Origin of the sequence: Sphaerisporangium rhizosphaerae, from assembly GCF_042665155.1 — a bacterium.
In the GTDB taxonomy this organism is placed as follows: domain Bacteria; phylum Actinomycetota; class Actinomycetes; order Streptosporangiales; family Streptosporangiaceae; genus Sphaerisporangium; species Sphaerisporangium rhizosphaerae.
On sequence record NZ_JBHTCG010000002.1, the window covers coordinates 180880 to 194262 of the forward strand.

General features: G+C 71.1%; 13 protein-coding genes and 1 other RNA gene. 5 read left to right on the forward strand and 9 right to left on the reverse strand.

What is annotated here, in order from left to right:
* Nucleotides 1-12: 12 nt before the first annotated feature.
* The 3 genes from ACFQSB_RS03495 to ACFQSB_RS03505 all read right to left on the reverse strand — a co-directional run bounded on the left by ACFQSB_RS03495 (nt 13) and on the right by ACFQSB_RS03505 (nt 3616).
* Nucleotides 13-870 (reverse strand): GNAT family N-acetyltransferase, encoded by an 858-nt coding sequence (locus ACFQSB_RS03495; protein ID WP_380824182.1) that lies wholly within the window; start codon nt 868-870, stop codon nt 13-15.
* A complete protein-coding gene (locus ACFQSB_RS03500) occupies nt 867-1952 on the reverse strand; it encodes a dipeptidase (RefSeq protein ID WP_380824183.1) in 1086 nt (361 codons plus the stop codon). The genes ACFQSB_RS03495 and ACFQSB_RS03500 overlap by 4 nt, the downstream gene beginning before the upstream one ends.
* A gap of 221 nt (nt 1953-2173) precedes the next feature.
* Nucleotides 2174-3616, reverse strand: a complete 1443-nt coding sequence (locus ACFQSB_RS03505; protein ID WP_380824184.1) for a flavin-containing monooxygenase — start codon at nt 3614-3616, stop codon at nt 2174-2176.
* A 60-nt stretch (nt 3617-3676) separates the two neighbouring features.
* Between ACFQSB_RS03505 and ACFQSB_RS03510 the strand changes: the two genes are divergently transcribed.
* The 4 genes from ACFQSB_RS03510 to rnpB all read left to right on the forward strand — a co-directional run bounded on the left by ACFQSB_RS03510 (nt 3677) and on the right by rnpB (nt 7126).
* Nucleotides 3677-4522 (forward strand): Nif3-like dinuclear metal center hexameric protein, encoded by an 846-nt coding sequence (locus ACFQSB_RS03510; RefSeq protein ID WP_380824185.1) that lies wholly within the window; start codon nt 3677-3679, stop codon nt 4520-4522.
* Nucleotides 4523-5263: a zinc ribbon domain-containing protein gene (locus ACFQSB_RS03515; RefSeq protein ID WP_380824186.1), complete on the forward strand. Its 741-nt coding sequence runs from the start codon at nt 4523-4525 to the stop codon at nt 5261-5263.
* Nucleotides 5260-6570, forward strand: a complete 1311-nt coding sequence (locus tag ACFQSB_RS03520) for a bifunctional RNase H/acid phosphatase (RefSeq protein ID WP_380824187.1) — start codon at nt 5260-5262, stop codon at nt 6568-6570. The genes ACFQSB_RS03515 and ACFQSB_RS03520 overlap by 4 nt, the downstream gene beginning before the upstream one ends.
* 164 nt (nt 6571-6734) lie before the next feature.
* Nucleotides 6735-7126: RNase P RNA component class A (rnpB, locus tag ACFQSB_RS03525), an RNA gene on the forward strand.
* A gap of 64 nt (nt 7127-7190) precedes the next feature.
* Here the strand turns inward: rnpB and ACFQSB_RS03530 are convergent.
* The gene (locus tag ACFQSB_RS03530; RefSeq protein ID WP_354850898.1) at nt 7191-7586 is read right to left on the reverse strand and encodes a hypothetical protein; all 396 of its coding nucleotides are present in this window, start codon (nt 7584-7586) and stop codon (nt 7191-7193) included.
* 107 nt (nt 7587-7693) lie between these two features.
* On the opposite strand from ACFQSB_RS03530, the gene ACFQSB_RS03535 reads away from it, so the two are divergent.
* Complete coding sequence (locus ACFQSB_RS03535) at nt 7694-8524, forward strand: helix-turn-helix transcriptional regulator (RefSeq protein WP_380824188.1); 831 nt, start codon at nt 7694-7696, stop codon at nt 8522-8524.
* Nucleotides 8525-8627: 103 nt separating this feature from the next.
* Here ACFQSB_RS03535 and ACFQSB_RS03540 read toward each other — a convergent pair whose 3' ends face one another.
* The 5 genes from ACFQSB_RS03540 to ACFQSB_RS03560 form a co-directional block, all read right to left on the reverse strand.
* Nucleotides 8628-9062, reverse strand: coding sequence for a hypothetical protein (locus ACFQSB_RS03540; protein WP_380824189.1), 435 nt, complete (start codon nt 9060-9062; stop codon nt 8628-8630).
* 219 nt (nt 9063-9281) lie between these two features.
* Complete coding sequence (locus tag ACFQSB_RS03545) at nt 9282-10838, reverse strand: acyl-CoA synthetase (RefSeq protein WP_380824190.1); 1557 nt, start codon at nt 10836-10838, stop codon at nt 9282-9284.
* 79 nt (nt 10839-10917) lie between these two features.
* Nucleotides 10918-11376 carry a MaoC family dehydratase gene (locus ACFQSB_RS03550; protein WP_354850909.1) on the reverse strand — a complete coding sequence of 153 codons (459 nt, stop codon included), beginning with the start codon at nt 11374-11376 and terminating at the stop codon, nt 10918-10920.
* Nucleotides 11373-12263: an amidohydrolase family protein gene (locus tag ACFQSB_RS03555; RefSeq protein WP_380824513.1), complete on the reverse strand. Its 891-nt coding sequence runs from the start codon at nt 12261-12263 to the stop codon at nt 11373-11375. The genes ACFQSB_RS03550 and ACFQSB_RS03555 overlap by 4 nt, the downstream gene beginning before the upstream one ends.
* A 10-nt stretch (nt 12264-12273) precedes the next feature.
* Nucleotides 12274-13200 (reverse strand): SDR family oxidoreductase, encoded by a 927-nt coding sequence (locus ACFQSB_RS03560; protein ID WP_380824191.1) that lies wholly within the window; start codon nt 13198-13200, stop codon nt 12274-12276.
* Between the last annotated feature and the right edge of the window lie 183 nt (nt 13201-13383).

Here is a 13383-nt window from a genome sequence, read left to right on the forward strand (position 1 = left end):
CGCCGCGGCACGTCACGATCGTTCCACGATGTAGTGGCCGCCGGCGGTGAACCCGGTCACCTGGGCGCCGTCCTCCAGCAGCCCGCCGAGCACGTCCCGGACGGCGTGCCGCCATGCCCTGGCCGTCGCCGGGTCGCGGGGCCGGAGCGTCTCGATGTCCCTCGGCGTCCCCACCAGCAGCGTCCGGCCGTCCATGGAGCCCCGCGCCGGGCGGCCGTCCTCCTCCGCCAGCGCCACCACCGCGCCGCCGGGCACGGCCACCGGCCGCGCCGCCCCCGAGCAGGCGGCCTCGACGCGCGGATCGTCCAGCGGCCACACCGCGAGCAGCCGGTCGGACTCGTCGCCGGCGTTGATGGCGTCCCCCATGGCCCCGTAGAAGGACTCCAGGTAGCGCTCCGGGCGGGCGCCGAGCTTGGTGAGGTTGAAGTGTGCGTTGCGGCGCACCAGCGGGTCGTAGGTCCAGGAGATCACGCCGAGGCCGCGCGTCAGGGCCCAGGCCCGCTGGTGGAGCTTGAGGGCGAACCCGATGCCCCGGCCGCGGGCGCAGCCGGTGACGTGGGAGTGCAGGGCCCGGCCGGAGGGAGCCGCGAAGAAGCCGACGCTCGCGCCCACCAGGCCGCCGTCCCCGAACGCGCCGCTGACGTAGTTGCCGCTGTGGGCGAAGGCGATCAGCAGCTCGACGTTGATCGGGGCGTGGCCGGGCTCGGTCTCCCAGATGCCGTCGTACAGCTCGACGACCTGCTCGAACTCGGCGATCTCCCGCAGTTCGCGCACCTTGACGCCCGCCCGCCGGGCCGCCGCCTCGAACCGGCCGGTGGCCGCGTCGCCCCGCCCGGAGGGGGAGTCGGCGGGCTTCCCGGCCTGGTTCACCGGCTGTGCTCGGAGGCGCCGGCCGCCGCCGGCACGCCGGGAGCGTGCTCCGCCGGGCGGCCGAGCTCCGCGCGGAACAGGCGCATGACGTTGCCGCCGAGGATCTTGCGGATGTCCTGCTCGGCCACGCCCCGCCGGAGCAGCTCCCGCGTGACCAGCGGCATGCCCCGCGGCCCGTCCAGGCCGGGGATGGTCGCCATGGTGTCCAGCCCCGTGGTGCTGTACGACTCGCAGGGCGGGGTCAGGTCCAGCAGCACCTCGCGTATGAAGTCGGGGCCGAGGCCGACGTGGTCGACGCCGGCGACGTCCGCGATGTGCAGGATGTGGTCGGCGAGGCGTTCGATCGTGTACCCCTCCGGCCGGTCCGACAGGAACGCGGCCAGGAAGTTGACGCAGACCACCCCGCCGCCCGCGGCGACCGCGCGCAGCTGCTCGTCGGTCAGGTTGCGGTGGTGGTCGCGCAGCACGCGGGCGGAGGAGTGCGTCGCGATCACCGGGCGGGTGGCGATCTCCAGGACGTGCGCCACGCCCGACGCGCCCAGGTGCGAGACGTCGAACACCATGCCCAGCCGTTCCATCTCGCGCAGCACCGCGACGCCGTGGCTGGTCAGGCGGCTCTCGGTGTCGTCCTCGCCGCTGCCGTCGGCGAGCGGCGTGCGTCCCCAGTGGGCGATGGACGCCACCCGGACGCCGAGGCGGTGCAGAGTGGGCAGCAGCTCCACGCTGGCGTCCAGGCCCGGCATGCTCTCCAGGGCGATGACCAGGGCGATCTTGCCTTCGGTGAGCGCCTGGTCGATCTCGCTCCCGTCGAGGCAGACGCGCACCTCGTCGCCGTTGCCCTCGGCCAGGACGTGGGCGCACTCGATCATGCGCAGGGTCTGCCGGAGCGCGCCCTCGGGGCGGAAGTGCACGTCGATGAAGGCCGGCAGCACCTGCACGTCCACGCCGCCCTCGCGAAGCTGCGGCAGCCACTGCTCGCGGAAGAACGACGCCCACGTCTCCGGGGGCCGCGCGGAGACGGTCATCAGCAGGTCGTTGTGGGTGTCCGCCACGATGGCGTCCCGATGCAGGTCTGCGTACACGTGGATCCTCCCCGGCGCCGGCGCCGCTCCCTCGCGCTCCTCGCTCCGACGGTATACGCACGCCGGTACCACCGGTGTCCAGGGGCCGGACGAGGAGGTGACCTGGGCGGGGCGGGACGGCGCCGGCCGGACGAACCTCCCCGGAGTCGCGGCCGGCCGGCGGCGACCTCCCGGGCGGCGTTCGACGCCTCCCCGGATCCGCGGACGGGACCCGGCGAGGGTCACCCGAAGCGGTACGCCTCGCGGCGCGGCGCGCGGGTGATGCGGCGGTACACGGTGGTCGGCCGCGGCCAGTTGTTGGTCACCCGGCCCGCGTCGTTCTTGTACCAGCTGTGGCAGCTCGCCTGCCACACCGTGCGCTCCATGGCGGCGTGGAGCGCCCGGCGCCAGGCGTCCATGGCGGTCTGCCGTACCTCCATCGGGCCGTGCGCCCGCAGCAGCGTCAGGCAGCCCATGATGTACCGGACCTGCGACTCGATCATGAGGATGATCGAGTTGTGGCCCAGGTTGGTGTTCGGCCCGTACAGCAGGAACAGGTTGGGGAAGCGCGGCATGGCGATGCCCAGGTACGCCTCCGCGCCGCCCTTCCACGTCTCGGCCAGCCGGTGGCCGTCCCGTCCGGTGATCTCGATCGGGGCCAGGAAGTCGGTCGTGTGGAACCCGGTGGCGAAGATCAGCGTGTCGGCCTCGCGCACCCGGCCGCCGGCCGTCTCGACACCGCCCGGGACGACCCGGGTGATCGGATCGGTGACCAGGTCCACGTTGGCGCGGGTCAGCGCCGGGTAGAAGTCGTTGTCGATGACGATGCGCTTGCAGCCGATGGGATAACCGGGCGTCAGTTCGGCGCGCAGCTGCGGGTCCTTCACCTGCCGCCGGAGGTGCTCCTGCGCCCGCCGGGTGACCAGGTTCCTGCTCCAGCCGTCCACCAGCGCCGGGAAGATGACGGTCTCCACGAACCTGAAGACCCGCTCGCGCTCGGCGCGCTGCAGCAACGGCACATGCTGGAAGGCCAGCCGCTCGCGTTCGCCGTACGCTCCGCCGGCCTTGGGGATCACCCAGTTCGGCGTGCGCTGGTACACGTCCAGGTGGCCGGCGACGGGCGCGATGCGCGGGATGAACTGCGCCGCCGAGGAGCCGTTGCCGATCACGGCGACGCGGCGCCCGGCCAGGTCGTGCCCGTGGTCCCAGCGGGCCGAGTGGAAGCTCGTCCCCTCGAAGGTCTCCACGCCGGGTATGCCGGGCAGGCGCGGGCGGTTCAGCTGGCCCACCCCCGAGACGACCACGTCGAACGCCCGCCGCTCGCCGCCGGCCGTCGTCACCTGCCACAGGTTCGCCCGCTCGTCGTACTCCGCGGCCGTGACCTCGGTGTTCAGCCGGAGGTGCGGGCGCAGGCCGTACTTGTCGGCGCAGTGCTCCAGGTAGGCCAGCAGCTCCGGCTGGGCCGGGTAGCGCCCCGACCAGCCCCGGTGCGGCTCGAAGGAGTAGGAGTACAGGTGGGAGGGCACGTCACAGGCCGCCCCCGGGTAGGTGTTGTCGCGCCACGTGCCGCCCAGGCCGTCCGCCTTCTCGAACACCGTGAAGGTGGTGATCCCCGCCTTCCGGAGCCGGATCGCCATGCACAGCCCGCCGAAGCCGGCGCCGATGATCGCTACCGTTGGTGCCATTCGCCAGCCCTCCGGGTGTCAGGACGTACTTACGGTAGATCGTGCCGGTAGTCTGCGCACGTGTCCCCGACAGCGTTGTCCGCGATCATCGCGGAACTTGAATCGACGTATGACCCCGCTTGGGCGGAGCCCTGGGACGCTGTGGGCCTGGTTTGCGGAGACCCCGCCCAACCTGTACGGAAGATCCTGTTCGCCGTGGACCCGGTGGCGAGCGTCGCCGACGAGGCGGTGTCCTGGGGCGCCGACCTCGTCGTCACCCACCATCCGCTGTTCCTGCGCGGCACGACGACCGTGGCCGCCGACACCGCCAAAGGCGCGCTGGTCCACCGGCTGATCAAGAACGACATCGCCCTGCACACCGCCCACACCAACGCCGACGTCGCCGATCCCGGCGTCTCCGACGCCCTGGCCAGGGCCGTCGGGCTCACCGGGGCGCTGCGCCCGCTCCAGCCCTCCTCCGGCGACCCGGCCCGCGGCCTCGGGCGCGTCGGCGACCTGGCGGCGCCCACGACCCTCGGCGACTTCGCCGCCCGGGCCGCGCGGGGCCTGCCGCGCACCGCCTGGGGCCTGCGGGTCGCCGGCGACCCGTCCCGCAAGGTGCGCACGGTCGCCGTCAGCGGCGGCGCGGGCGACTCCCTGCTCGGCACCGCCGCCGCCGCGGGCGTCGACGTCTTCCTCACCGCCGATCTGCGGCACCATCCGGCCGGCGAGTTCATGGAGTCCGGGGGCTTCGCGGGCGGCCCGGCCCTGATCGACGCGGCCCACTGGGCGACCGAATGGCCCTGGCTGGGTCAGGCCGCCCGCATTCTCACGTCCGGGTTGGCCGCCAAGGGGATTAATGTGGAGACGCGCGTTTCCGCGACGGTGACGGACGCCTGGACGACAACAGCACAGTGCGAGGATTAAGTGAAAGCTGCCCCTGAAGCACAGAAGCGCCTGCTCGAGCTCGCCGAGCTCGACGCCGTCCTGGACAGGCTGGCCCATCGCCGCCGCACGCTTCCCGAGCTGGCCGAGATCGACGAGCGCGCCGCCAAGCTCGCCCGGCTCGCCACCGAGGTGATCGGCGCCGAGACCCGCGCGGGTGACCTCGCCCGCGAGCAGACCAAGGCCGAGTCCGACGTGGACGCCGTCCGGGTGCGCTCCGAGCGCGACCAGAAGCGCCTGGACTCCGGCCAGGTCTCCTCGCCCAAGGACCTGTCCAACCTGCAGTCCGAGATCGCCTCGCTGCACCGCCGCCAGGGCGACCTGGAGGACGTCGTCCTTGAGATCATGGAGCGCCGGGAGGCCGCGGAGGCCAACGTCGCGCGCCTGTCCGCCGAGCGCACCGAGATCGGCGCGGGCCTGACCACGCTGGAGGAGAAGCGCGACATCGCCCTCGCCGAGCTGGACAAGGAGAGCGGGGAGGCCAAGGGCCGGCGCGGAGGCATCACCGCCGACATCCCCGCCGACCTGCTCGCCCTGTACGAGAAGCTGCGCGGGCAGTACGGCGTCGGCGCCGCCATGCTGCACGGCGGGCGCTGCCAGGGCTGCAAGGTGTCGCTTTCGATCGCCGACCTCAACCGCATCAGGGCCGCCGCCCACGACGAGGTCGTCCGCTGCGAGGAGTGCCGCAGGATCCTGGTGCGCACGCCCGAGTCCGGCCTGTGAACCTCGTCGTCGAGGCCGACGGCGGCTCCCGCGGCAACCCCGGCCCCGCCGGGTACGGCGCGGTCGTCAAGGACACCGACGGCCAGGTGCTGGCCGAGGCCGCCGACGCCCTCGGCGTCGCCACCAACAACGTCGCCGAGTACCAGGGCCTGATCGCCGGCCTGCGGTCGGCCCTCGCGCTCGGCGGCGAGGGCGCCGCGGTCGAGGTCCGCATGGACTCCAAGCTGGTCATCGAGCAGATGGCCGGCCGGTGGAAGATCAAGCACGAGGGCCTGCGGCCGCTCGCCCGCGAGGCCGCCGCGCTGGCCGGTCGCCTGCGGGTCAGCTGGACGTGGATCCCCCGCGAGCGCAACCGCGACGCCGACCGGCTGGCCAACGAGGCCATGGACGCCGCCGCCCAAGGCGACCGCTGGCGTCCCGGCTCCCGCACGGCGCCCCCGTCGAGCCCCCAGCCCACGACCCCGCCCGGTCTGAGCCCCACAGCACCGCCGAACCTCGCGGCCACGGCCCCGCCCGGTGCCGGGCCCACGGCACCGTCGAGTTCGGGAACCACCACACCGCCCGGCGCGGGCGCCGTACCGTCGAACCTGCAGACCGACCTCCAGGCCGCTCTGCACCCCGCGGTGTCGTCCGGCGCGCGGGCGACGGCGTCCTCGGACGGCACGGGCAGCGGATGGATGGGCCCGGCGCGCACCGCCACGACCTTCCTGCTGCTGCGGCACGGCGAGACGCCGTTCTCCGTCGAACGCCGCTTCTCCGGCACCGGCGACCCCGAGCTGACCCCCAAGGGCGTCGCCCAGGCCGAGGCCGCCGCCGCCCGGCTGTCCCGTCCGCCGTACGAGATCGACGTGATCGTCAGCTCTCCGCTCCGGCGCGCCCAGGGCACCGCCGAGATCGTCGCCGCGCGCGCCGGCCTGAAGGTCGCCGTCGACCAGGGGCTGCGCGAGGTCGACTTCGGCGCGTGGGAGGGGCACACCTTCACCGAGATCCAGCGCCGCTGGCCCGCCGAGCTCGAGGCATGGCTCGCCGACCCGTCGGTGGCCCCGCCCGGCGGCGAGAGCTTCGACCAGGCGGCGGCCCGCGTCCAGGCCGCCAAGGAACGCCTGCTGCTCGACCACAAGGGCAAGAAGGTCCTGGTCGTGTCGCACGTGACGCCCATCAAGCTGCTGCTGCGCTTCGCGCTGCTCGCGCCCTCCGCCGCGCTGTACCGCATGCACCTCGACGTCGCGTCCCTGTCCACCGTCGACTACTTCCCCGACGGCCCCGAGCTGGTCAGATCCCTCAACGACACCGCCCACCTCCGCTGACCCCGCACTCCTGACGCGCTTCGCCGCCTGCCGGCGCCGTCCCGGCATGCCGCGACGACGCGGAGGCGTGGACGCTCACCGCGGCGCCCGTCCCATATGGCCTGGTCGTGCTTGTCATCGGGTTGGCGGCGACTTGTGATCCGATAGAGTGGGACGACAGCGGACGAGTCGGCCGGGCGACCGCGTCGGGGCTCTTCGAGCCCCGCCGAGGAAGGTCCGGGCTCCACAGGGCAAGGTGGTCGGTAACGCCGACCCGGGGTGACCCGCGGGACAGTGCCACAGAAAACAGACCGCCTCCCCTTCGCGGGAGGTAAGGGTGAAACGGTGGTGTAAGAGACCACCAGCGCCCACGGTGACGTGGGCGGCTAGGTAAACCCCACCTGGAGCAAGGTCAAGAAGGGGTCTCTTCGGAGACCCCGCGCGCGGCGTTCGAGGGTGACCCGCCCGAGTCGCGCGGGTAGACCGCTTGAGGCCACCGGCAACGGCGGTCCTAGATGGATGGTCGCCCCTTTGCACCAGCAAAGGACAAAACCCGGCCTACAGGCCGACTCGCCCGCTGTCACCCCTCTGACCAGGGCTTCAATGCCCGAGACCTCGTTGGCTGTGTTCCTGCATGGTCGTTAGCTGATCCTCTGCACGGTGGCACCCCGTCGGATGGCGCGGGGGATCTCGGCGACGGAGTCCACGATGTCGATCAGGTGGGCGATGCTCCCGGCTGGGGCAGTGGAGCTGACGTCGACGGTGTAGGTGATCCCGGTTGACCGCCAGCTCTCGATATCGAAGCCGCCGGCTGCGGAAACGCGCACTCCCAGGAGTTCGATTCCCAGTGCGGCGGCCTCCCGGTAAAGGTCGTTGAGGACGCATCCCGCCGCCGCGAGGTGAAGGAGATGTCCTCCGGTGAAGTCCGCCCTGACGCTCACGCCCTCGGGCGTCCATCGATGAGGGAAATGCACCGCGTGCTCGTCCGTCACCTTCAGCGATCCTGCACTCACGATCACGTTGAAACGATCATCCATGATTCCGCTCCCGGCCCCTCAGGCGTACGTGAACCACTCCCGTACGTTGCTGACCATAGATGACCGCTTTGCCATGCCTTGCCATAGAACTTCTTACTGTGTCTAGCGTGGAAAACCTGTTAGGCGAGTTCCTGCGTGCCCGACGGCAGGCGACGACCGTCGAACGGGCGGGGCTACTGCGAGGCGCGGGCAGTCGCCGCACGCCAGGGTTGCGCCGCGACGAGGTCGCAGTGCTGGCAGGAGTCAGCATCGACTACTACACGCGACTGGAGCAGGGAAGGGAACGCAGCCCCTCCGATGCTGTGCTGAACGCCTTGGCCGGAGTCTTCGGCCTTGACTACGAGGCCACAGAACACCTGCACGAGCTTGCCCGTTCTGCGCGAGGAAGCTTCAGACGTACGCATGTGGCCGACCACGCCTGCCCGTCCGTTCTCCGCCTCGTGAACAACTGGGAGCATGCCCTGGCGTTTGTGGTAAGCCGCCGGTTGGACATCCTCGTCCAAAACGCCGAGACCGCAGCATTTCTTGAGGGTTTGTCCCATAGTGACAACTTGCTTCGACTGACCTTCCTCAACCCGGCGTCACGCGAATTCTTCCTCGACTGGGAACAGGAGGCACGGTTCAAGGTCGCTCATATGCGCGCTGCAGTCGGTGCAGACCTGGACGACCCATCGGTTCTCGCCCTGGTGGAGGAGCTATCGCTCGCAAGCGAGGACTTTCGCCGAATGTGGGAAAGCCATGACATACAGGTCAAAGCGCACGAGACGGGGCGCTACCACCATCATCGCGTCGGCGATCTGACTCTCTGGCATGCGACGTTCGCCATCGACGGTGTCCCCGGCCAGCGACTCTTTGTCGCACACGCCGAGCCCGGCACCCCATCCGACGACGCCCTGGCCAGGTTGTCCGCCGGCCGGCGCGCCTATCGGGACTCATGAAAGAACCTGGCTTACAGGCCGGCTCGTCCGCTGTCGTGTGCTTCGCTCAGAGTCTGGGAGGGGGCCGGCCGGCTCGTTGGGCGGGCGGCCGGCCCGGTTCGGGTCAGGCGGGGATCTGCTTCTCGTTCCAGGTGTAGTAGATGTAGGTGCTGCCGGGGCCGGTCATCGTGCCGTAGATCTGCCAGAAGGTGTTGGCGCCGGGAGAGAAGTGGAGGACCTTGTCTCCGGGCCGGTCGTCCAGGAACACGCTGGTGGACCCGTCGGCGGCCCGGATGTGCGCCTCGATCGTGAAGGTCGAGGTGTCCGGGATGTCGAGGCAGATCTCGTAGGTGTAGGCCGTCGGACCGGTGATGTTGTAGATACGGCCGTCCACGGCTCCCCGTTGGATGTTGGTGGGGATGTAGGTGTTCAGGACCCGGGTGTAGCCGCCCGTGGAGCAGTCGACCGCGGGGGCGGCCGCGGACGCGGGGATGACGCCGGCGAGCATGGCGCCGAGGACGCCGGTGGTGACGGCGAGAACAGAGATGGTGCGCTTCATGCCTCTCCTCATCCGTGCAGTGACCCTCGACCAGATAGTTGAAGGCTGAACTGATTTTGGCCTGGTTGCCGTATCTGGACAAGTGGGGGGCAGAGATTGTGCATTTTCGAGTCAGACGGGCGGCAGGGGTCCCCGTAGGCCTCTGGAACAGCCGACACCGGACCGAAGATTTCTCTGGCCACGTGCCTTCGCGGTCGGGTGCGGGGGCGTCTCCGCCTCTCAGAGAGGGGCCGGCGAGGTCGAGGGGCCGGTGTCCGGGGGTGGGAGGTCGCGCAGGCGGGGTTTCAGGATCTTTCCTGAGGCGGTCTTCGGGAGGTCGTCGGTGAGGTCGAAATAGCGGGGGATCTTGTACTTGGCCAGGCGGGGGCGGAGGAAGGCGCGCAGTTCGTCGGGGGTGACGCTCGCGCCGGGGCGCAGGACCACGAACGCGCGGCCGACCTCGCCCCATTCGGCGTCGGGTACGCCGAGTACGGCGGTCTCGGCGATGGCGGGATGCTCGAAGAGCGCCGCCTCGACCTCGGCCGGGTAGACGTTCTCCCCGCCTGAGATGTACATGTCCTTGAGCCGGTCCATGACGTACAGGTGGCCCTCCTCGTCGAGCACGGCGACGTCGCCGGAGCGGAACCAGTCGCCGTCGGTGAACGCCGCCGTGGTCGCCTCCGGGTCGCGCCAGTAGCCGGGCGTCACGTTCGGTCCCTGGATGAGCACCTCGCCCGGCTGTCCCGCCGCCGCGTCCGTACCGTCGGGCCGGACGACCCGCACGTTGGCGAAGAACACCGGCACCCCCGCCGAGCCGACTTTGCGCACGCTCTGGTCGGCCTCGAGGAAGGTGGCGCCGGGAGCGGTCTCGGTGAGCCCGTATCCCTGGCAGAACACCAGGCCCCGTTCCTGGTAGGTGCGGATGAGCGCGGCGGGGACCGCCGCGCCCCCGGCCATGAGGTGGCGCAGCGACGACAGGTCCGCGCCGATCCACCGGGGCGAGCGGGCGAACGCGGCGAACATCGTGGTGACCCCGAACATCCAGGTGACACCGTGCTTCTCCATGATGTCGTAGCACTCCTCCACGTCCCACGACGGGGTGATGACCGAGCGGCCGCCCTTGAGGAAGGTCGGCAGCAGGGTCTGGTCCAGGGCGGCGACGTGGAAGAGCGGCGCGCTGATCAGCGTCACCTCCTCGCTCGTGACGTCGACGCCGGACAGGAGGTTGAAACAGTTCCACACGAGGTTGCCGTGGGTGAGCATCGCCCCTTTGGGGCGCCCGGTCGTGCCCGAGGTGTAGAGGATGAGCGCCGTGTCCTCCAGCCGCACAGGCGTGTCGATCGCAGTGGGCTCCCCCTCCTGGAGCCAGGTCTCGTAATGCCGTTCCCCCGGCCCGGGGGCACCGAGGGCCACGATCAGCCGCAGGGGAGCCGTGGTGCCGGGAAGGGCTCGGACGATCTCGGTGCACTCGGGCGCGTAGACCAGGACCTCGGCGCCCGAGTGGTCCAGCATGTAAGTGATCTCGGGGGCGGCCAGACGGAAGTTCAGCGGCACGAAGATCGCCCCGAGCAGGTGCGAGGCGAACATCGTCTCGACGAGGGCGAGGTGGTTGCGGCCGAGGTAGGCGACCCGGTCACCGGCCCGCACCCCCGCGGCGCGCAGCCGCGACGCCAGCCGCGTCGTCCGCTCATGGACCTCGGCGTAGGTGACGGGCCGGTCCGCGAAGACGAACGCGGTCCGGTCCGGGGTCATCAGGGCCCGGCGGGCGGGCCACCCTCCCAGTCCGGCGTTGCGCATCGGTGGTGGACCTCCTGTGAGCCTGGGAGTCGTCGAAAGGCGGTCGGGGAGTCGTCGAGAGGCGGCGCCCGAGCGTGGGTCAGGCGTAGTGCCGGTAAATGGCGCGGGCGACGCAGGCGGGCTTGTCCGCGCCTTCGATCTCGACGGTGCAGTCGAGCCCCATCTGCACGCCGTCGCCGGGAACGTCCTCGACCGAGGCGACGGTGGCGCCCAGGCGGATCTTGGCGCCCACCTTGACCGGGCTGGGGAAGCGGACCTTGTCCAGGCCGTAGTTGACGCTCATCTTCACGCCCTGGATGTCGAGCAGCTCGTTGAACAGCGGGATGACCAGGGACAGGGTCAGGTACCCGTGGGCGATGGGGCCGCCGAACGGCCCGCCCTTGGCCCTGTCGGGGTCGACGTGGATCCACTGGTGGTCGTCGGTGGCGTCGGCGAAGGTGTTCACGCGGTCCTGGGTGATCTCCAGCCAGCCGCTGTGGCCGAGATCCCTGCCCGCCAGCGCCTTGATCTCGTCCAGCCCGTTCGCCGTGGTGGTCATCTGTCTGTCGTCCTCTCCTGGGAGCCGAGCCCGAGCAGGCGTACGGCGTTGTCCTTCAGAATCCTCGGGCGGACCTCAGGCTTGATCTCCAGCTTGGCGAAGTCGGCCAGCCAGCGGTCGGGGGTGATCACGGGGTAGTCGGAGCCGAAGAGCACCTTGTCCTTCAGCAGCGTGTTGGCGTACCGCACGAGCTGCGGGGGGAAGTACTTCGGCGACCACCCCGACAGGTCGATGTAGACGTACGGCTTGTGGGTGGCGACGGCCAGCGCCTCGTCCTGCCAGGGGAACGACGGGTGGGCCAGGATGATCCGCAGCTCGGGGAAGTCGACGGCCACGTCGTCCACCAGCATCGGGTTGCCGTACTTGAGCCGGATGCCGCCCCCGCCCGGGACGCCGGCCCCGATGCCGGTCTGCCCGGTGTGGAACAGCGCCGGGACGCCGAGCTCCTCGATCGCCTCGTACAGCGGGTAGGCCACGGGGTCGTTGGGGGCGATGCCCTGGATGCTCGGGTGGAACTTGAACCCGCGCACGCCGTGCTCCGCGACCAGCCGCCGCGCCTCGCGCGCGCCCGCCCTGCCCTTCCAGGGGTCGACGCTGGCGAAGGGGATCAGCACGTCGGCGTGCTCGGCGCAGCTCTCCGCGACCTCTTCGTTCGCGATGCGCGGGTGCCCGGTGGCGTGCTCGGCGTCCACGGTGAACACCACCGCGGCCATCTTCCGCTCCCGGTAGTACGCGGCCATCTCCGCGATGGTGGGCTGCCGGTGCCCGTGGGCCTTGAAGTGGTCCGCCGAGGCCCCGAACAGCTCCGGGCTCAGCGAGCCGTGCCCGTCCTTGGAGACCTCCGCGTGGGTGTGCACGTCGATCGCGACCAGTTCGGCGAGGTTCATGACCGTCATGTCAGGCTCCCTGAGCCTCCGCGGCCGGGACCGCGGGCGCGGGGATTCCGTAGGTCTCCGGCTCGGCGCCGACGCCCGACCGCCAGGAGGCCGCGATGGCCTCGGCGGTCCATCCTCCGTCGGCGAAAGCGACGGCCTTCTCCGCCGGGTGCGACCACAGCGCGAGGCGGTCGCCGCCGATGCCGATCGCCTGGCCGGTCACGCCGGCGGAGGCGTCCGAGGCGAGGAACACCACCAGGCCCGCCACGTCCTGGACCGTGCCCAGGCCTTCGTCTTTACGCAGCCACTCGGGCAGCGGCCCGCCGGTGCGCTCCGCCTCCTCGATGATCGGCGCGAACACGGGAATGCTCTTGGTCATCTCGGTGGCCGCCACCGGGACGACCGCGTTCACGGTGATGTGCGCCCGGGCCAGTTCCATCGCCCATGTCCTGGCCATCGCCACGATGCCGGCCTTGGCGGCCGCGTAGTTGGTCTGGCCGAAGTTCCCGCGCTGCCCGGCCGGCGAGGAGATCAGGACCAGCCGGCCGCCGGTCCCCTGCTCGCGCATCCGCACCGCCGCGGCCCGCGCGCAGGTGAACGTGCCGCGCAGATGCACCTCGACCACCGCGTCGAAGTCGTCGTCCGACATCTTCCACAGGACCCGGTCGCGCAGGATGCCCGCGTTGGTGACCATCACGTCCAGCCGGCCGAACTCCTCGGCGGCGGTGGCGACCAGCCGGTCGGCCACCTCGGCGGATCCGACGGGGGCGACGACGCTCCGTGCCCTGCCGCCGTCGGCGGTGATGGCGTCGACGACCTGTGCGGCCGCTTCGCCGTCCACGTCGTTGACGACCACGGCCGCCCCGGCCGCGGCCAGCGCCTCGGCGTACGCGCGGCCGAGGCCGCGGCCCGCACCGGTGACGACGGCGACCTTGCCGGATAGATCCATGGGACTCCCCCTGAGTTGGGACGGCGAATGGTGCGAATATAAGTCACTTGAATGACGATCGTCAAAAATCTGTTCAGCGTTTGGTCGTGTGGACGTGCCCGTGCACGCGCCGGGTCCATTCCGGCTCTCATGGCGGAGCAGAGAACCGGCACGGCCTGCGCTTCAGCGCATGGAGAAGACGCG